Raw genomic sequence first — 20,235 nt, forward strand, 5'->3', positions numbered from 1 at the left:
ATTCAATATTTAGCTCGTCAAAATACTGAAGATATTTTTCCTCTCACAGCATCATTTCAGAATGCAGCGGGAAGTAACATTTGCTTTAAAAGTTTTCGCCACGAATTACACAAATAAACACAAATTATAATTGTGTTTAATTACACGAATTATTAAAAATGATAGAATTCGTATAATTAGATTTCAATTTGGATAATAATTAGTGACAATAGGTGTAATTCGTGGCTAACTTTTTCTTAAAGCAAATACTGTGATTTGTTTTTGAAATTATTTTTTCAGTTACAAATATGTTTTATTCAAAAGAAAGAAATCAGCCAAAACTATTGCTGCCATTGCTTCTACAATAGGCACTGCTCTCGGCACAACACATGGATCATGACGCCCCTTTCCTGTCATTGGTGTAATATTTCCTTTATTGTCTAATGAATCCTGAGTCTGCATGATAGTCGCCACCGGCTTGAAGGCTACTCGGAAATAAATATCCATTCCGTTGCTTATACCGCCTTGAATTCCTCCCGAAAGGTTGGTTTTAGTAGTTCCGTCAGGATTGTACAAATCATTATGTTCGCTTCCTTTCATTTTAACGCCTTCAAAACCGCTTCCAAATTCAAAACCTTTTACGGCATTGATAGAAAGCATCGCTTTTCCTAATTCGGCATGCAGTTTATCAAATACTGGCTCACCAAGACCGATAGGCACATTTTGAATCACGCAGGTAACCGTTCCTCCTACTGTGTCTCCTTCTTTACGAATCTGACGGATATATTCTTCCATAACTGCTGCCGATTCTTCATCTGGACAGCGAACTGGGTTACTTTCAATTTTAGAAAAATCCAATTCGTGATACTCTTTATCTAAAAAAATCGGACCAACAGAAGAAACATAAGCATTGAATTTAATCTCAGGCAGCATCTGCTTTGCAATTGCACCTGCTACTACCCTGCTTGCTGTTTCACGTGCCGAACTACGGCCACCGCCTCTGTAATCACGGAAACCGTATTTTTTATCATACACATAATCAGCATGACTTGGTCGGTAATTATCTTTGATATGGGAATAATCGTCTGATTTTTGATTGGTATTCGGGATAATAAAACCAATTGGAGTTCCTGTGGTTCTTCCTTCAAAAATTCCAGATAAAAACTGTACATCATCTGGTTCCTTGCGCTGTGTAACTATTGCGGACTGACCTGGTTTTCTTCTCGACATTTCAAATTGAATTGCCTCTAAGTCCAGCTGTATTCCTGAGGGGCAGCCGTCAATAATTCCGCCCAATGCTTCTCCGTGTGATTCACCAAAAGTGGTTATTCTATATAGTGTTCCGTAGCTGTTTCCTGCCATTGTTTTAAAGTTTTTGGCAAATGTAAGTTTTATGAATTAAACTAAAAATTATAAGTTGGTAATATTCATAATAATTCAAAACTTTAATACTAATTTTTTGGAGCAGAAATGTTGGCTTTTTTTACAAGTTTCCTCCCGCTCTCCGCTGCAATTCCCGCTTAAGTAAAACTACGGCTAAAAAGCCTTGTTTTTCTAAATCGGGAGATTTCCACTTCGATCGGGGCTAAATGACAGGATTCCTGCTTTTTTAGAGATTATCAAAAGCTGAAATAAAACACTGCTGTTCTATTGAAAAAACCTAACAGGTTTTAAAAACCTGTTAGGTCTGTGCCGAAAATCAATAAAAACAAAGGGGTTTATCTATAAACTACATCTTTACAATGCACGGCTGGCCCGATTATAAATGATATAATCATTGTACTTGGCGACACTGCTCGTTTCCCAGATTGCAAACCCAACGGCAGTATATCTAGTTAATACTTCATAAATTGAATTGCCCTGCTCGATCCGATTCTCTTTCAGGAAACTGCGCTCCCATATTTTATCATGCTGCCTGTGCACCAGTTCTTCAAAATCAATGCTTAATGCAATAATGGCGTCCAGCTTAGCAGCCGTAATCCCAGTCTCAATAAGCTCCTCCAAGTATCTTTTGCCTGCATGTGCCACAACTTTTGCAGTTATCATTAAGTCCGAATCGTTTTTTTTGCTAATCCCGCTGGTGCAAAACAATCGGTATCTGGCACTGTTTACCCCAAACACCAGCTCAACGCGTTTCATCACCTCCCGAATGGCAGTGCGAAGCTCCTCGCCTTTTTCATTTTTAGTCTTCGTTACAGCCGTCTGGTCACTTTTGGCTTCTATATCGGTTATACTGTTGCCAAAAGCGGTCAGCGCAGTCTCTAATTCTGCAATCATTATTTCAGTAATACCAAATTTAGCAAAAGCAGTTTTGTCCCTTCGCATAAAACGTATCTTTTCCTTCCCCTTTACTATCAAATCAGCATCCGTAAGTTGATATTTTCTCAAAACATTCTGTTTTCCCATGGTAGAATAGCTTTTTTGTTAGGTCAGTATAAATTTGAATAAGATAAATTTTATATCATTGAAATTAAAAGAAAGAAAAATCTAGTTTTTTCAAATATACTATTTATTTAGATATGACAAAAGGCATAGAAATTATCTAAAATCATCTTATGTTGTACGAATTATTGAGTTAGTTGTAAGAACTCCACGATTAGTTGAGGCAAATCCGTAGTTAGTTGACTTAAATCCTCAGTTAGATGACTTAAATCTTCGGTTAGATGACCTAAATCCTTAGTTAGTTGACCTAAATCCGCAGTTAGATGTAGTAAAGTCACTGACATTATCATAACTAACTGCGGATTTAGGTCAACTAACAGCCAATTACGGTCTTCTGACTGTAAATTGTAATCTTCTGAGGCTGTGGACTAGTTTTTAGAACACAAAATAATAGCAGTACGAACAAATAAGCATTTTATAGGATTATAATTATTATTTTTTATATTTGGATTAAATGAAATGCGACGGTTTATCACGCCTACTCATCTGAATTTGGGTGTATTATGATGGGCTTGTTACGTATATAAATGAGTTGGCAAACATTAAAGACAATGACTGAAATCCAAGTAGAAAAAAACGAAGAAGAAGAACTTCCAATACCACACGTTTGGAGACCAATTTTTAAAAACATAGTTAAGGCATTTGTAAATAAGGATTACCATCTAAGCTTAGGAGTAAATAATGTAAATCCTGTTTCAGATAAAACTGCGGAACAAATACAAGAATATATCGAGGACTATGGAGAAGAACTCATTGATTTATCCGAAGAAACTTGGGATACTTCTGTTTACATTTGTTATGGTAGCTATTGGAATGTGTTAATTGACCTCTTCACTAAAAATGAGGGCTTAAGTGATTTAGTACTTAACGCTGAGGTAAGGGAAATAGACAATAATTATGTTGTTTACGTCAACTTGGTTTACGTTCCATAACACAAATAAAAAAACGTTTGCTAACAGCTACTGCAACGGATCTCGGCAATTGGTTTAATGGAAAGTTGGTTTTTTATTTGAATGATTTGGCAAATCCGAAGAATGGGCTTAATTTAGTCCCAAACCCGCTAGTACCAGAAAATTCCCTGCAATATTATGACAGAAGAACAGATAAACCAATTTATTAGAATTCAGAAAATCGAAGATGAAATACAAAGGTCTTTTGAATGTTTACTTAATGATAATACTTCTGAGGAATTAAATATAAATATCAAAAACATATCTATTGACCCCAAAAATATAAAATATAAACTAACTGAAGTTGATTTTCATTCTTTTCAAACTTCAATAAATAACGGCGAAAATGAAATTGGGTATTATGCTTTACTATATGATTGCGAAGGCAAAATAATTGATGACTTTTTTGTAATTTACTGATGAATCTAACAGAAAAAACAATCAATAGAATATCACAAGATAAAATAGTTTTTAGTCTTGGTATAAAGTTATTATTGGAAGATGAAAAATATAATTTTGATGAACTTTTTATAACTTTAAGAAATTATATATTTAACTCTATTCCAAACAAAACAGATTATAATTCAGAAGCATATAAAAACGCTATTAATACAATTCCGTTAAAACCAACATACACTCCAATTGTAATTCTAAAAAGCTATTCTACAAAAATTGCATTTAATAAATTAGTTGAACTTCCAAAAAGTGAAAATAAAAAAACAATAACTTCACTTGTTTGGATTTTCAAAATAACAGACACTGAAAGAAGAAATACAGAATGTAAAAATGGTTGTGGACACTATTGGCATAACACTGACTAAAAACACTACAGTAACAGCTACTAGAACGGATTTGGGCAATAGGTTTAAGGGAAAGATGGTTTTGTATTTTAATGATTTGGCAAATCCGAAGAATGGTCTTAATTTAGTCCCAAACCCGCTGTAGTGCCAGAACGTTATGCGACATTTCGGCTAAGACCGTAATTGATTATCTAAGAATTATGAAATATTTGACCTTGTTATTATTGGTGTTTTTAAATACTGGATTTTCCCAAACCAAATCGGATACAATCACTATGCAAAATGTTCTTGCTTGTAATAATGAGACATGGAATGTAGAAAAACCGATACAATTAGATTGGGTAAATACTGATATTGAAAACGTAAAAAAATTAAATCAACTTAACAAACGATCTAATTCTATTGCGGACATAGAAAAAATATTCCCAGGTTTTATTAAGCCAATTGGAAATTGTAGAAGTACAACTTATGATTGCGGATATAATCTAAAGTCTACAGATCATGAATTTTATGGAGGATATGGTACGGTTCATGTAAGTGCATTATATTTTGAAGATAAGATTATTAAAATACGATTCACAATAAACTGTCCTGGACAAATAGTTTACAACTCTCTTTCCTCGGTGGTTCAATTTCCATTAAAGTGTAAATACAATAATCTTATCTATGACAAAATCATCGAAGATAACTTGAAAGAATACGAATCAAAATTTGGCGCACTTTCATTGGAAATAGCGGACAACAATACTAAAAGAAAAGATGTTTTTGATTTCTTCGCTGATGTTTTGAGCGGTAGTCCACTTCAACAGCCTTTTTATATCCTAAATGGAATTGGTTATCCAACATTTGATCTAATTAGGTATCTCATTGTATCAAATGATATTGACTCTCTTAAAAAATTAATTTATTCACCAAGTCCAACAGCACGATTATTTGTTGCAAATACGTTGAAGCATATAGAAAAGAAACAGAAGATTCATCTAGATAAAAAAGATAATCAACGTATTGCGGAGATATTCAAAAATTCTGAAAAAGTTAAAGGTGGTGTTATAAGTTGTTGGGTAGGAAAATTTGGTTATGATTATTACGATGTAACAAACAACTTTGAGGAATATCTTCTTACCAAGTAGAAACGTCTCATAACAGCTACAACGGATTTAGACAATTGGCTTAATGGAAAAATGATTTTGTATTTGAATGATTTGGCAAATCCGAAGAATGGGCTTAATTTAGTGCCAAACCCGCTGTAGTACCAAGACGTTAGTGGTCATTGTCACGCAGAGTCAATAATCTAACGCAATTTCATAACAAAAAACTATAACCAAAATGAAATACCTAAAAGTTTTATTTTTCTTAATTACATATTTGAGCTATTCTCAAAATACTAAAACAAATAATCTTTTCTTTAAAATTCCGCTTAACGAATCAAGAGACTTAATTTATAAGTATTGTGTTGAATCTAATCTTTTTATAAAAGAAGAGTCTAAATATGAAATCACAAAAAAAGGAAAAAAAATAAAAGTTTTTAGTGGGTATCTGAAAAAACTAAATCCCGAATTAATGAAAAGAAAAATTGATTCTGTAGAAATTCAACTATCAACAGGAAGAACATCAAATGAAAACGAAAAAGAATCAAATGAATTATTAATTCTTTGGAGTTACTATTATACCAGTGACAGTATATCTGCTAAAAATCTATACAATGAATTTAAGAAACAGATAAGCGAAATTTGCAAAGAAAAACCATATCACTTTCAGAATTTTGTAAAGGAAGAAAATGATTTAGAAGAAAGATTAGTTGGATGTAGTGAAAAATGGTACTTTAAAAATGAAGAAAACTTAGAAATGGAATTGAAATATGAAATTGTAGAGGATAATAAAAAATATCTAATTCGCTTACAATATTCACGTTTTGAATAAAGACACTACCGCCAACAGCTACAACGGATTTGGGCAATTGACATAATGGAAAGATGGCTTTGTATTTGAATGATTTAGCAAATCCTAAACTCATAAAGTTTGTCCTTCCGACGGAGGAGGAATCTCCGCAAGTAATGCCACAATCAAAATCCTCAATCTTTGTCGAGCTACTACCAGAGATTCCTCGTACCTCGGAATGACAATATTGGGTGTAAAAAGTGTGATTATAGCTTCCTCTTACGGATTTATAATACGTGCCTGTTGAATTCTTTATTATGAATACAAAAAAGCGAAATCTTCCCCGTTTAGCCCCGATAGCGGTGAAAATCCTTGTTGCCTGGAGTTCGGGTAACAAGATTACTTCGTCAGTTCGCTATCGCTCGTGTGTAACGAAAAGCGGGACGATGCTCACTAAAAATGCCTCATCATCCCGCTCTTAATTATTATTAGTAATCAACTATTTGTATTTATTAATTGCCTTTTGGTATAACGCTTCGTAAATTGGCAGAATGTTTTTTATGTCAAAACTTTCGGCTACGTGTAAAGCATTCTTTTTAAACTCGGCAAGAACTGCATCATCTTTTATTATTTTCAATGCATTTTCTGCCATTTCGTTTACATCTCCAACATCACTCAAATAACCCGAAACACCATCACTGTTTACTTCCGGCAAACCTCCTGAATTACTGGATATCACGGGAACTCCACAGGCCATTGCTTCAAGAGCCGCTAAACCAAAACTTTCTGTTTCGGAAGGCAGAAGAAACAAATCGGTAAGCCCCAGAATCTTGTCAATCTCATTACTGTTACCAAAAAATATGACTTTGTCCTGTATACCAAACTTTCTGCATAATTTTTCAGCCTTTTCTTTTTCGGGCCCGTCCCCTACCATCATTAACTTAGACGGAATTTCTTTTTGAATCTTATAGAAGATTTTAATGATATCTGGAATTCGCTTTACCTTCCTGAAATTACTGATGTGTGTAATTATTCTTTCTTCGGGCTGCGCCATAACAGAACGACGGCACGGAATCGTCGGATCATAATTATTTTTGTCCAATTCAATAAAATTAGGGATGACCTGAATCTTATTTTTGATATTGAATAACTTCAAAGTATCATCTTTCAGGCTTTGGGAAACCGAAGTCACATAATCTGATTTATTAATGCTAAAAGTAACAGCAGGCTTGTAAAATGGATGATTCCCTACCAAAGTAATATCGGTTCCGTGCAGTGTTGTCACCATAGGAATGTCAATTCCTTCATCTTTGAGCATTTGTTTTGCCATATAGCCTGCATACGCATGCGGAATTGCGTAATGTACATGCAGCAATTCTATTTTGTACAATTTAACCATATCGACCAGCTTACTTGACAAAGCCAGCTCATAAGGCTGAAAATGGAATAATGGATATTCAGGAACGATTACTTCGTGATAATGCACATTTGGATTAAGAAGTGCCAAACGTACTGGCTGACTATAAGTTATGAAATGTATTTCGTGTCCTCTTCTAGCTAATTCCAAACCTAATTCTGTTGCAACTACACCACTTCCGCCAAAAGTTGGATAACAAACAATTGCTATTTTCATATATGTTTTTGATTGTTTTTTATTGATTCTATTTAATCTGCATATCAATATGAATACTTCCTTCACATCAATTTTATGCCGATTTAATATCTATTTTTAAGCGTAACGAATGTAAGCAGATTAGGAGCGGTTTTCTATGAAAAAAAAGTTAAATTTTAACATTTTTAAAGTTACTTTCAATTCTCTTTATTGACAACTTAACTTGCAGTAGAACTAAGTATTCGACCGAAACAATTGATAAAAAAAAAGCGGGAAAGGAAAACCCGACCCGCATATAAAAGTTTAAATTACATATATTACTCCCAAAGCTTTTTTTGATATGGCTTTCTTTTTTTGTTAATCCACTTATTCAGTTTATAACACAAAAAAGCGGAACCGCTTCCTACAAGCGCACCCGCCAAAACATCAGTTGGATAATGCACGCCCAGATACATGCGCGAATATCCAACTGCGCCTGCCCATACAAAGGATGGAGCAATTACATACCATTTAGGATATGCCATACTTAATGATGTTGCAGTCGCAAAAGCCGAAGAAGTATGAGCCGAAGGAAATGAAGAACTGGATTCCTCAGTAACATTTTCAATTTCTGTATAGGTTACATAAGGGCGGTCTCTTTTGGTAATACTTTTTAAAGCTACAGAAATGAATACCGAAGCGGCCAAAGACTCACCCATGAATATCGCTTTTTTCTTTGTAGTACTATCCTTTTCAATCAATCCAACGGCATAGATAATCACCGGAGTACCAACACTGACAGGCATTGCACTATTTGTAATCCCAATCATTGCTGATTCGAGATTAGTATTTCTATTGAGATTGATTTTTTTTAAAAGATCAATATCTGCATTTTGTGCATTTGAAATCGAAAAGCAAAACAGGAATACAATAAAATAAATAAGTTTAGCCATTTTCGATTCTTTATTCAGTTAAAAAAAACGGCTGTGCCAGCTGTCCAAAGCGGGAACTTCCCAAGATTCGTTGAACTCTTCGATATTATTAACCAGATTATTAAAAACAACTGTGTTTTCGGTAACTGATTTATCTTTTACCATTTTTTTGAAATCTATCAATGGTTTATATGCGATATGATCTCCCTGCTTGAAGGTTACATTCATTTTATCTAATAAATCCACATTGTATTTTTTTTCCAGCCCTTGGATAAATTCTACAGAAGAATCAATAGAACAGCCTGTAGCTGCCTGAACTTCCTGATTAACTGCGATTATAACGAACCGATTGTATTTTAGTAAATAAGAGGACTCTAAACTTGTCCCATGCGCCGCCCATTCGTTAAGAAAAGACTGCAGATCAGTTTCAATTTCGGAAAACTCTGCATCCGAAAACTTTCTATTCGATTGATAAATCCAAATTCTAGATTCTCCAGGTAAATTTTCAAAAGGAACGTACATATTAATTATGAATTATGAATTGTAAATTATGAATTTGTAATTACGAATTAGAACTTGGCTAGTATTCGTAATTCCTAATTCGTTATTGATTTATAGGTCTTGAGCATTTGCAATTAACTCAGCGATGTCCATTACTTTAACGTCATCTTCTCTTTCTTTATTTTTAACGCCGTCTGTCAGCATCGTGTTGCAAAAAGGACAACCAGCTGCGATAATGTTTGGTTTGGTTTCCAGAGCATCTTCTGTTCTTTCAATATTGATTTCCTTATTTCCAGGTTCAGCATCTTTAAACATTTGTGCTCCGCCGGCACCACAGCATAAACCATTTGCTTTTGAGCGTTTCATTTCAATTAATTCGGCATCCAGTTTCTGAATTAAATCTCTTGGCGCTTCATATACATTATTGGCTCTGCCTAAATAACAAGGATCGTGAAAAGCAATTCTTTTTCCTTTAAACTGTCCTCCTTCAATCGTTAATCGTCCAGAATCTAATAATGATTTGAGAAATTCGGTGTGGTGTACTACTTCATAGTGACCGCCGAGTTCTGGATATTCATTTTTTAAAGTATTGAAACAATGCGGACAAGCAGTTACAATCTTCTTGGCTTCGTAGGCATTCAAAACTTCAATGTTCATCATGGCCTGCATTTGAAACAAAAACTCATTTCCTGCTCTTTTTGCGGGATCTCCAGTACAGCTTTCTTCTGTTCCTAAAACGGCAAAAGAGACATTGGCACGATTCAAAATACGCACAAATGCCTTAGTGATTTTCTTTGCTCTATCGTCAAAACTTCCTGCACAACCTACCCAAAATAAAACTTCTGGCTGTTTTCCCTGGGCTAGCATTTCGGCCATTGTTGGCACTATTAAATTTTCTGACATTTTTTTATGTTTAATCGTTGATCTGTTTATTTGTTGAATTGGTCAATCTCCTAATCGTTGATTTTCAAATCGGTTAAACAAATAACCAAATCAACGATTAAACCACTAATCATTTTTCCAATTCAAACGGTCCTGCTGGCTGTATTGCCAAGGAGCGCCATTATTTTCGATATTAGTCATCATCGCATTTATAGGCATCGGAGCTGCGCTTTGTTCCATTACCAGATAACGTCTCATGTCCATAATAATAGAAAGCGGGCTGATATTTACCGGACACTCTTCAACACAAGCATTACAGGAAGTACAAGCCCATAATTCCTCTGGAGTAATATAATCGTTTAATAGCGTTTTATTGTCTGGTACAAAAACACCTTTGTTAGCATCGATATTCTTTCCAACTTCTTCCAGTCTGTCTCTTGTATCCATCATAATTTTACGAGGAGACAATTTTTTACCAGTTTGATTTGCTGGACAGGATGACGTACAGCGTCCGCATTCGGTACAAGTATAGGCATTCAATAACTGAACCCAATTTAAATCCTGTACATCACTGGCGCCAAATTTACTCGGAACTTCATTCTCCGTAACCGGCGCTGCTGCAAACGGATCAGCATTTGGATCCATCATCAGTTTTACTTCCGCAGTAACCGAAGCCAAATTGTCAAATTGTCCCTGTGGATTTAAGTTGGCAAAATAAGTATTTGGAAAAGCCAATAAAATATGGAGGTGTTTCGAAAAATATAAATAATTCATAAAAACCAAAATTCCAACAATATGCAGCCACCAGAAAGCTTCATTCAGCAGCATTACCAATTCATTTGACAGACCGTTAAAAACTGGAGCTATAAATTGGCTAATGGGAAAAGAACCTGCTTTTATGAAATGTGAAAACCCTCCAGGTACATTCTGCAAATGCAGATCAGAAGCATTCATTAATAAAAATAAAGTCATTAATGTAACTTCAAAATATAAAATGTAATTGGCATCCCCTTTTGGCCAGCCTTTCAAATCCGAATGAATGAATCTTTTCAGCTTAATGATATTTCTTCTTATCAAAAAAACGGTAACCGAAAATAAAACTAAGACAGCAAGGATTTCGAAAGAGGCAATTAAAATATCATACACAACTCCAATCGGAGCAAATATTCTATGAGTTCCAAACAAGCCGTCAATAATTATTTCTAACAATTCTATGTTGATGATAATAAAACCTGCATAAACTATAATATGCAGTATTCCGGCAACTGGTCTTTTTACCATTTTGGACTGCCCAAGAGCAATCATAGCCATATTTCGCCATCTTGCTTTTGCATTATCTTTACGATTTATATCAATGCCAAGATTAATATTCCTAATGATTTTTTTTACATTCAAATAAAAATATCCGAATCCAATAATCAATACAATGGCAAATAAAACATTACTAAGATAACTCATGAAATTAGTTTTTTACGTTTGTAATAGAATCTTTTGGAGCAACGTATGGTTTGTTCTTTTTACCAAAAACGGAAACATTTACATATCGGGTTGGGTTTAGTCTCACATCTTGTAAAAGCAGTTCTAACTCTTTTGAAGTTTTGGACAAATTAGCATACAAAGCATCGTCTTTCATTAACTTACCCATTGTGCCTTTACCAGACTCTATGCCTTTCATTATTCCGTCAACCTTAGCTAATGTTGCGTTCAGATTTCTAACTGTAAGACCTAAATCTGCCTTGTTCAAAGAATCTGATATCTTTACAAAATTATCCGAAACTTTATTGAAATTAGAAACTACGCCTTTCAGCTGTCCTTTATTTTCTTCCAAAATTACATTTGCATTTGCTGCAACTTTATGAAACTGCTCCATTGTAGCACTAAGTTCAGCTAAACTCTTTTTTAAATCTGCTTTTCCTTTGGCATCTAAAACTTCATTGAAACTAATAACTAATTGATCAGCACTGGTCATTAATTTTTCGACTTTGGCAAGAGCCGGACTAACTTTATCTCCTAACGAGTCCATTAGACTTACCTGTACGACACCTTTTAAATAATCGCCGCTTTCGGCAATATTTTTATCGTTATAATTAGGGCGAATCGATAATTGCTTTCCTCCAATAAGGCTGGCATCATAAATTGCTACTGTACTTGATTTAGATATGGGAAAATCGGTGTTAACTTGTAACTCAACTAGTAAAGTACCATTTTCAGTAATTGTTATTGTTTTTACTTTCCCAACAATAAGTCCGTTAATCGTTATAGGAGCTGATGGTGCAAGTCCTTCTACATTTTCATATACTGAATAGAAAGTTTTGTAACTATTAAAAAGATCTTTTCCTTTTAAATAACTATATCCCCAAATGAATAATAAAATTGATGTAATAACTAATATAGCAGTTTTTATTTCTCTTGTAATTTTCAAAATTTTTCTTTTTTTAATGTGTAAATTTAATGTAAAATATTCGAACTGAAATTATTTGATTGCTTCTTGGATGCTTATTTTTTTGCCGTTTTTAAAGGCTATCATAAAAGCAGAATCATATCCTTTGGATCTAACTTCCTGCAATTGATTTTTTGCCGCTTCATAATCAGCAGTTTCTCCGTAAGTGTACTTATAGATATTATCTTCATAAACGGAAGATACATTTTTTAATCCTTTAAAATTTTTGGGTTCCAAAGCTAACTTCTTTTTACTTGCTGAAAGCTGGATTTTGAAAATCAGGCCTAAAGTATCTTTCTTTTCAATTGTCTTATTAGTTTCTTGGCTTTTTACAGGAGCCTCAGGAGTTTTTACAGGAGTTTCGGCACCCTTTACTGGATTGTCCTTCAGTATTTCCGAAGGTTTTTCTCCGTAAGTTTCTACTCCGCCATCTCCAAAATATTCATTTTTGTAACTTATAATTGCATTGGCAATAGCTTTCGCAATATCATTCTGACCTTGTTCTGAATTGAGCTGCTCTCCTTCGACCGTATTAGAAACAAATCCAGTCTCAATTAAAACTCTAGGCATATAGGCCTTATGCAAAACCATAAAAGGAGCTTGTTTCACGCCGCCTTGCCGCAATCTTTTTCCTAAAACAGCAAAAGCTTCTTCAACTTTAGTCGCCAGAGAAATACTATTTTCTAAATATTCCTCCTGCATCAAAGTCATGCCTATCATTGTTTCTGGGGAATTAGGATCAAATCCTTCGTATTTTTGCTTGTAGTCTTTCTCTAAAGTAATTACAGCATTTTCCTTTTTTGCAGCTTCCAAGTTAGATGCAATTTTATTCATACCCATCACATAGGTTTCAGTACCATCAGCAGCCAAATTTTTATTTGCATTACAATGTACAGAAACAAAAACATGTGAATCTGCTCTATTAGCTATATTAGCCCGTTCGACTAAATCTATAAAAACATCAGTTTTTCTAGTATAAATAACATCTATTTTAGGATATGCTTCCAAAATTTTTCCAACTTTTAATACAATAGCTAAGGCAATATTTTTTTCGATTCTTCCGCTGTAAACAGCACCAAAATCATGAGCGCCGTGACCAGCATCTAAAGTAACTTTAAAATTATTGGATTGTCCATAACTATCGACTATTGACATTGCTATTAAAAATATTAATGCAATTTTTATTTTTTTAGATATATCCATCTAATAGTTAATTTTATTACAAGAGTTCTAGTATAAATTTATGTTTTGATTATTTTTGCCAAAAAAATATAGTAATTTTGGCCCAAATATATTCGAGTCTTCACTTTACAAAAATAGTATTTAAACCTTTGCATACAAACTTATTTAATATCGTTTTAATATCAATTTTCCTGTCATTAGGTTGTTCTGCTTTATATTCCCAAGATATAAAAAAGAAACAGCCGACTGTCACTCCTAATACACAAGATGTTAAGAAAGGTGCTGAGAAACCGCTCGACACTAACCCAGTTGCCGAAACACCAGCTGACACAGTCAAATTAGATACAATCAAAGTAAAAAAAGCTTTCTTAAACGGACAGGTAAAGTACAAAGCAGAGACTTATGCTAAAATCCAGCAAAAGAAAAAACTTATTACTTTATACGATAAAGCAGAACTATATTACCAGGACGTTGAATTAAAATCGGGTATTATAGTCATGGATTATGAAAAAAATGAGGTCTATGCAGGCCGAATTAAAGATTCTCTTGGTAATTACACCCAATTCCCGAATTTTAAGCAAGGTTCGAATGTTATTGAACCAGATTCTATCCGTTTTAATTTCAAAACTAAAAAAGCTTTAATATGGAATTCCAGGACAAATCAAGGCGAATTTAATGTAAAAGCCGCAATTACAAAAAAAGAAAATGATTCAGTTTACTTCCTTAAAGGGGCACGATTTACAACTGCAAAAGACGTTGATAACCCAGAATATTATTTTCAGACCAATAAAATAAAATTTATTCCCGGCAAAAAAATTGTTACTGGCTCAACTTACATGGTAATTGCAGGAGTTCCAACTCCAATATACTTACCTTTTGCTTATTTTCCATTATCAAAGGAAACAAGTGTTTCGGGAATTATCCTTCCTTCATACAACGATTCAAATACAAAAGGTTTTTCCCTGCAGAATGGAGGATATTACTTTGCATTAAGTGATCATTATAATTTAACCGTGGTCGGAGATTATTATACCAACGGAAGTTATGCTTTAGGAATGCAGTCATCATATGCAAAAAGATATAATTTTCAAGGAAACGTTAATATTAGATTTGAGAATAATATTATAAGTGAAAGAGGCTATCCAGATTATTCTAAAACAAGGATATACAACATTCAATGGTCGCATTCACAAGACTCAAAAGCCAATCCAAATTCAACATTTTCTGCCTCAGTGAATTTAGGAAGCAGTGAATATTTTAAACAAACTATTAATCAGGTCAATGTAGGATCTTCATTAAACAATACATTGAGTTCCTCTATATCTTATAGTACAGTCTTCCATTCGGTACCGGAAAGCAGACTATCGCTTACAGCAACACACTCTCAAAATACTAATACTAAAGTGATCAATATGACACTGCCTACACTGCAGTTTAGTGTAGATCGTATTTATCCTTTTGCAATAAATGATGGTGCTAAAAAAGGTTTTTTCAAGAACATTAACCTGCAGTATAATTTAAATGGAAAAAACAGCTTTATAACGACCGATTCATTATTTTTTAAACCCGAAATGTTTCAAGATGCTGATATTGGATTCCAGCACTCTATTCCTTTAAGCACTAACTTTAAAGTTTTTAAACATTTTAGTGTCTCTACATCTTTGAACTATGATGAAGTATGGTATTTTAAAACTATCGAAAAACACTATGATGATCAACTAGCAACTGTTGTAACTAACGATGTAAAAGGTTTTGATGCTTTTAGAACTTATAGCTCTTCAACCAGTATCGGAACAACTATTTATGGTACATTTAATTTTGGCGCCGATAAAAAAATACAATCTATCAGACACGTGATGAGGCCAGCAGTTTCTCATAGCTACACTCCCAGTTTCGAAAAATATTATGACACATATGCTATAGATGGCAGCGGTAACATGCAGACTGATAAATATTATACCCGTTTTGAAGGAGGAATGTATGGCGTACCAGGGCAGAATAGGTCAAATTCAATTGGTTTCAATTTAAGCAATACATTTGAAGCAAAAGTTACTGACAAGGACACGACCAAAACTGAAGCAAAAAAAATAATGCTGCTGAATAACTTGAATTTCTCAACAAGTTATAATGCCGATGCTAAAACACTTGCATGGGCACCCGTGAGAATAAGCGGCGGAACACAATTTTTCGACAATAAATTGAGTGCAAATTTTGGAACTACGTTAGACCCTTATGCTATTGACAATTCTGGAACTAGAATAAACACTTTCAATATTGACAATGGTGGCAGCCTTTTCAGAATGACAAGTGCAAATTTGACCATGAATTATTCTCTCAGCAGCAAAGGATCAGAGAAAAAGGACAAGCCAGATTCACAGGCTGCGAGAAATGGCGGACGCGAAGATGATTTATTTGGGTCAGATATTGACACAGGCAGCTACCGAAAAAACAGTCAATTTACTGATGATGACGAGGAAAAGGAAGATGCTGTTGCTGAATTTTTCAAATCAAAATTACCATGGGATATGACTTTTGCGTACTCCTTAACGTATGGAAATAACAATAGAGAAAAGAAAATAACTGGAAATTCCATCATGATTTCGGCTAATACTGATTTAACTCCAAAATGGAAAGCCGGTGTCTCAACAGGATATGATTTTGTTCAAAAAGGTGTTACTTTCACTCAGCTGCGTTTTGAAAGAGATTTAATGAGCTGGAGAATGGATTTTAACTGGACACCGTTTGGTCCAAATGCAACTTGGAATTTCTATATTGGTATCAAATCTGGTATTCTTAGTGATATTAAATGGGAGAAAAGAAATCAAAACTTCTAGTCTAAACTAATTTATACAACTGCTTTTAAATCAAAAGTATTCTAAAAACATAACATATATGAAAACAATAATCTATACCGAAAAAGCTCCTGCTCCAATCGGACCATATAATCAAGCCGTTTTAAGCGGAAATATTCTATATACATCCGGCCAAATTGCTTTAAACCCTGAAACAATGGAATTGGTAGTAGAAAATATCGAATCCGAAACTAAACAGGTTATGGAAAACATGAAAGCAGTTCTTGAAGCTGCTGGAATGACTTTTGAAAATGTTGTAAAATCAACTATATTCATTATGAACATGAGTGATTTTGGAGCGATTAACACTGTTTACGGATCATATTTTAATGAAAAAACCGCTCCAGCTCGTGAAACGGTTCAAGTGGCTGGTTTGCCAAAAAATGTAAATATAGAGATATCTATGATAGCTGTCCTATAGCATTGATTAATAATTGTGCCGTAGCTTCATTTGTTGCTAACGGTACATTATGCACATCGCAAACGCGAATTAACATATTAACATCCGCTTCATGCGGATGGCTAGAAAGCGGATCTTTGAAAAATAAAACCATTTGGGTTTTTCCCTCAGCAACTCTACCCGCAATTTGCGCATCACCTCCTAATGGACCGGAAAGCATTCTTCTGGTTTTGAAACCAGCTTGTTCTGCCCTGCCTCCTGTAGTTCCTGTTGCTATAAATTGTATTTTTTCCTGCTGTAATATATCACGGTTTTTAATCAAAAATTTGACAATGTCTTCTTTTTTACCGTCATGAGCAATTATTGCAATTTCCATACCTTAACTATTAGCTACGTGATAAGCAATTAAGCCGTCAATAGGCCTTCTTAATACATTACCCAGCTGTAATTCATATTTTTCGAAAATTTCAGCTAATTCCTCTTTTAAGTAAAAAGCAATTGAACCCACAAAATGAACAGGCACTTCTTTGCAATTTTCAAATTGTTTAATATAATTTTTAATAAATGATTTCATTGCTTTAAAAATTATCTTACGGCAGAATTCATGTTCTTTGTGCTGAATTAAGAATTTAGCAAAAGTTGCAAGATATGCATTTGGATTTGGCTCTTTGTATAATTTGTTTTTAATATAATCCGGACTCAAATCATATTCTTTTTCAAATACTTCAGCCAGTTCTTTTGGCATTTTATTAAAGTAATATTTCCTGATTAACTCTTTTCCAAAAACGTTACCGCTGCAGTCGTCCATTGCAATGTAACCTAATGACTGTACTTTTTGCTCTAAAACTTTACCATCAAAATAGCTGCAATTTGAACCAGTACCTAATATTCCAACAATTGCACTTTCTCCTTTTGGAGTTGTCGCAAAAACTGCTGCATAAGTATCTTCCTCAACAACCACTATAGCATTTGAAAAATAATCTCTAAAAATTTCAGAAAGCATACTTTTCATTCGATCTGTTCCGCAGCCTGCACCATAGAAAAACAAATGGGTGGCTGTACTTTTATTTTGTAATATATCAAAACGGTCATTTAGACGTTCAACGATTTCATCACCGTTAAGAATTTCTGGATTCAGACCTAATGTTTGTGTGGTAAACAAAACTTTTCCATTTTCATCTATTGCAATCCAATCTGCTTTAGTAGAACCACTATCAACTATTAATTTCATGTTATTATTTGGTTTATTTGGTTTATTTGGTGTGATTATTTGTTTCAAAGCTATTTGGTTACTTAAAGAAACAAAATAACAAAATCCCATTAAATCAAATTAATGGGATCTTGCAAAATTTTAATTTTTATTTTAATGAAGTGATATGAACAGCCAAATCAATTAATTTACTTGAATATCCATACTCATTATCATACCAAGATACCAATTTGAAGAAAGTAGAATTCAATCCAATACCTGCAGTAGCATCAATGATTGAAGTTCTTTTGTCAGAAATAAAATCTTGAGATACAACAGCATCTTCAGTATAACCTAAGATACCTTTTAATGAAGTTTCAGAAGCATTTTTCAATACTGCCATGATTTCTTCGTAAGAAGTTTCTTTAGCAACTTTTACAGTTAAATCTACTGTAGAAACGTCAGCAGTAGGAACACGGAAAGCCATACCAGTTAATTTTCCGTTCAATTCTGGGATAACTTTTCCAACTGCTTTTGCAGCACCTGTTGAAGAAGGAATGATGTTGATAGCAGCAGCACGTCCACCTCTCCAGTCTTTTCTAGAAGGTCCGTCAGCTGTCATTTGAGTTGAAGTTGTAGCGTGAACAGTTGTCATTAAAGCTTCAACAATTCCGAAATTATCGTGGATAACTTTAGCTAAAGGAGCTAAACAGTTTGTTGTACATGAAGCATTAGAAACAACTAAATCAGAAGCTTTTGCAGTTTCATGGTTTACTCCCATTACAAACATTGGAGCATCTGCAGAAGGAGCAGAAATAATTACTTTTTTAGCACCACCTTTGATGTGCTCGTTTGCAGTTTCGATAGTTGTGAAGATACCAGTACATTCAGCTACTACATCAACACCAACTTCGTTCCATTTTAAATCTGCTGGATTTCTTTCTGCAGTAATACGGATGTTTTTTCCGTTTACATAAAGTTTTCCTTCTTTTACTTCTACAGTTCCGTCGAAACGTCCGTGAACTGAATCATATTTTAACAAGTAAGCTAAATGATCTACATCTAATAAATCGTTGATTGCAACTACTTCAATATTATCTCTATTAAAAGACTCTCTGAAAACAATTCTTCCAATTCTACCAAATCCGTTTATTCCTAATTTTACTTTTGACATTGTATTTAATTTAAATTATTTATTTTATTCTTTTTAATTTTTGTTTTAAATCGACATTATATCTGAAACCCGCAGTAATTCCGTATCAATTTCAGAGTCTCCCTTGATAGCTTGTTCTAGAGGAGTAAGAACAATTTTGTCGGCTAATATACCAACCATATAATTAGATTCACCTTCCAGTAATGATTCAACAGCTTTTACTCCCAAACGGCTAGCCAAAACTCTATCAAAACATGATGGTGCGCCTCCACGCTGCATATGACCTAATACAGATACGCGCACATCGTACTCAGGGAAATTAGATTCAACGTAATCTTTTAATTCGAAAACTGTTTTACCAATTTTATCTCCTTCAGAAATTACTACTATACTGGATGATTTACCTGCTGCTTTACTTTTTCTTAAAGAGTCTAACAAACGGTCTAATCCTAAATCTTCTTCAGGTATAAGAATTTCTTCGGCACCAGCGCCTATTCCTGCATTCAATGCTATATGACCAGCATCACGTCCCATAACTTCAATAAGAAATAATCTGTTGTGAGAACTTGCTGTATCACGAATTTTATCAATTACTTCAACAACCGTATTTAAAGCAGTATCGTAACCTAAAGTATAGCTTGTGCCGTAAATATCATTATCTATCGTTCCAGGGATTCCCATTACTGGAAAATCATATTCAGAATTAAATAACAGGGCTCCTGTAAAAGAACCATCCCCGCCTATCACAACTAAAGCATCAATACCTGCCTTTACAAGATTTTTATGAGCTTTCTCACGACCTTCAGGAGTTTTAAAATCCATCGATCGTGCTGATTTTAAAATAGTACCTCCTTTATTAACAATGTTATTTACACTTCGGGGTCCCATTTCTTTAAAATCCCCTTCAATCATTCCTTGATAGCCTCTATAAATACCAACACATCCAATGTTATGAAAAGCACATGTTCGTACAACAGAACGAATAGCGGCATTCATTCCTGGAGAGTCTCCTCCAGAGGTAAGTACACCTATCTTTTTTATTGTTTTTGACATTTTTTTAAGTA

Annotated in this window: 20 protein-coding genes; 7 read left to right on the forward strand and 13 right to left on the reverse strand. The window is 34.1% G+C overall.

Annotated features, from left to right (window positions below; all coding sequences use genetic code 11):
* Positions 1-279: 279 nt before the first annotated feature.
* Together aroC and C8P67_RS08555 are read right to left on the reverse strand one after the other, a co-directional pair.
* Positions 280-1,341 carry a chorismate synthase gene (gene aroC / locus C8P67_RS08550; protein WP_115812367.1) on the reverse strand — a complete coding sequence of 354 codons (1,062 nt, stop codon included), beginning with the start codon at positions 1,339-1,341 and terminating at the stop codon, positions 280-282.
* 375 nt (positions 1,342-1,716) lie between these two features.
* Positions 1,717-2,304: a hypothetical protein gene (locus C8P67_RS08555; RefSeq protein ID WP_147298209.1), complete on the reverse strand. Its 588-nt coding sequence runs from the start codon at positions 2,302-2,304 to the stop codon at positions 1,717-1,719.
* A 668-nt stretch (positions 2,305-2,972) separates the two neighbouring features.
* On the opposite strand from C8P67_RS08555, the gene C8P67_RS08560 reads away from it, so the two are divergent.
* From C8P67_RS08560 to C8P67_RS08580, 5 genes are all read left to right on the forward strand, one after another.
* Entirely contained in the window at positions 2,973-3,353 is a 381-nt protein-coding gene (locus tag C8P67_RS08560) for a DUF7668 domain-containing protein (protein WP_115812772.1), read from the forward strand.
* 156 nt (positions 3,354-3,509) lie between these two features.
* Positions 3,510-3,791, forward strand: coding sequence for a hypothetical protein (locus C8P67_RS08565; protein WP_115812371.1), 282 nt, complete (start codon positions 3,510-3,512; stop codon positions 3,789-3,791).
* Positions 3,791-4,192, forward strand: coding sequence for a DUF5958 family protein (locus tag C8P67_RS08570; RefSeq protein WP_115812373.1), 402 nt, complete (start codon positions 3,791-3,793; stop codon positions 4,190-4,192). The genes C8P67_RS08565 and C8P67_RS08570 overlap by 1 nt, the downstream gene beginning before the upstream one ends.
* A 179-nt stretch (positions 4,193-4,371) precedes the next feature.
* The gene (locus tag C8P67_RS08575) at positions 4,372-5,301 is read left to right on the forward strand and encodes a hypothetical protein (RefSeq protein ID WP_147298210.1); all 930 of its coding nucleotides are present in this window, start codon (positions 4,372-4,374) and stop codon (positions 5,299-5,301) included.
* 196 nt (positions 5,302-5,497) lie between these two features.
* Positions 5,498-6,091, forward strand: a complete 594-nt coding sequence (locus C8P67_RS08580; protein ID WP_115812377.1) for a hypothetical protein — start codon at positions 5,498-5,500, stop codon at positions 6,089-6,091.
* Positions 6,092-6,548: 457 nt separating this feature from the next.
* Here the strand turns inward: C8P67_RS08580 and bshA are convergent, their stop codons facing one another.
* The 7 genes from bshA to C8P67_RS08615 all read right to left on the reverse strand — a co-directional run bounded on the left by bshA (position 6,549) and on the right by C8P67_RS08615 (position 13,598).
* Positions 6,549-7,682 (reverse strand): N-acetyl-alpha-D-glucosaminyl L-malate synthase BshA, encoded by a 1,134-nt coding sequence (gene bshA, locus C8P67_RS08585; protein ID WP_115812379.1) that lies wholly within the window; start codon positions 7,680-7,682, stop codon positions 6,549-6,551.
* Between the two features lie 296 nt (positions 7,683-7,978).
* Positions 7,979-8,593 (reverse strand): phosphatase PAP2 family protein, encoded by a 615-nt coding sequence (locus C8P67_RS08590; protein WP_115812381.1) that lies wholly within the window; start codon positions 8,591-8,593, stop codon positions 7,979-7,981.
* A gap of 18 nt (positions 8,594-8,611) precedes the next feature.
* On the reverse strand, positions 8,612-9,094 hold the full coding sequence (locus C8P67_RS08595) for an ABC transporter ATPase (RefSeq protein WP_115812383.1): 483 nt from the start codon (positions 9,092-9,094) through the stop codon (positions 8,612-8,614).
* A 90-nt stretch (positions 9,095-9,184) separates the two neighbouring features.
* Positions 9,185-9,976, reverse strand: a complete 792-nt coding sequence (locus C8P67_RS08600) for a (Fe-S)-binding protein (protein WP_100430929.1) — start codon at positions 9,974-9,976, stop codon at positions 9,185-9,187.
* A gap of 105 nt (positions 9,977-10,081) precedes the next feature.
* Positions 10,082-11,413, reverse strand: a complete 1,332-nt coding sequence (locus C8P67_RS08605) for a (Fe-S)-binding protein (RefSeq protein WP_115812384.1) — start codon at positions 11,411-11,413, stop codon at positions 10,082-10,084.
* Positions 11,414-11,417: 4 nt separating this feature from the next.
* Positions 11,418-12,377, reverse strand: a complete 960-nt coding sequence (locus C8P67_RS08610) for an MlaD family protein (RefSeq protein WP_115812385.1) — start codon at positions 12,375-12,377, stop codon at positions 11,418-11,420.
* 51 nt (positions 12,378-12,428) lie between these two features.
* A complete protein-coding gene (locus C8P67_RS08615) occupies positions 12,429-13,598 on the reverse strand; it encodes an N-acetylmuramoyl-L-alanine amidase family protein (protein WP_115812387.1) in 1,170 nt (389 codons plus the stop codon).
* Positions 13,599-13,726: 128 nt separating this feature from the next.
* Between C8P67_RS08615 and C8P67_RS08620 the strand changes: the two genes are divergently transcribed.
* Together C8P67_RS08620 and C8P67_RS08625 are read left to right on the forward strand one after the other, a co-directional pair.
* Positions 13,727-16,411 carry a putative LPS assembly protein LptD gene (locus C8P67_RS08620; RefSeq protein WP_245980403.1) on the forward strand — a complete coding sequence of 895 codons (2,685 nt, stop codon included), beginning with the start codon at positions 13,727-13,729 and terminating at the stop codon, positions 16,409-16,411.
* A 58-nt stretch (positions 16,412-16,469) separates the two neighbouring features.
* A complete protein-coding gene (locus tag C8P67_RS08625) occupies positions 16,470-16,850 on the forward strand; it encodes a RidA family protein (RefSeq protein ID WP_115812389.1) in 381 nt (126 codons plus the stop codon).
* Here C8P67_RS08625 and C8P67_RS08630 read toward each other — a convergent pair.
* The 4 genes from C8P67_RS08630 to pfkA form a co-directional block, all read right to left on the reverse strand.
* Positions 16,831-17,205, reverse strand: coding sequence for a methylglyoxal synthase (locus C8P67_RS08630; RefSeq protein WP_115812391.1), 375 nt, complete (start codon positions 17,203-17,205; stop codon positions 16,831-16,833). The genes C8P67_RS08625 and C8P67_RS08630 overlap by 20 nt on opposite strands.
* Positions 17,206-17,208: 3 nt before the next feature.
* Positions 17,209-18,060: an N-acetylglucosamine kinase gene (locus tag C8P67_RS08635; RefSeq protein ID WP_115812774.1), complete on the reverse strand. Its 852-nt coding sequence runs from the start codon at positions 18,058-18,060 to the stop codon at positions 17,209-17,211.
* A gap of 127 nt (positions 18,061-18,187) precedes the next feature.
* On the reverse strand, positions 18,188-19,192 hold the full coding sequence (gene gap / locus C8P67_RS08640; protein ID WP_115812392.1) for a type I glyceraldehyde-3-phosphate dehydrogenase: 1,005 nt from the start codon (positions 19,190-19,192) through the stop codon (positions 18,188-18,190).
* Between the two features lie 45 nt (positions 19,193-19,237).
* Positions 19,238-20,224 (reverse strand): 6-phosphofructokinase, encoded by a 987-nt coding sequence (gene pfkA / locus C8P67_RS08645; RefSeq protein WP_115812393.1) that lies wholly within the window; start codon positions 20,222-20,224, stop codon positions 19,238-19,240.
* Between the last annotated feature and the right edge of the window lie 11 nt (positions 20,225-20,235).

The sequence above is a fragment of the Flavobacterium aquicola genome (genome assembly GCF_003385115.1).
Classification (GTDB): domain Bacteria; phylum Bacteroidota; class Bacteroidia; order Flavobacteriales; family Flavobacteriaceae; genus Flavobacterium; species Flavobacterium aquicola.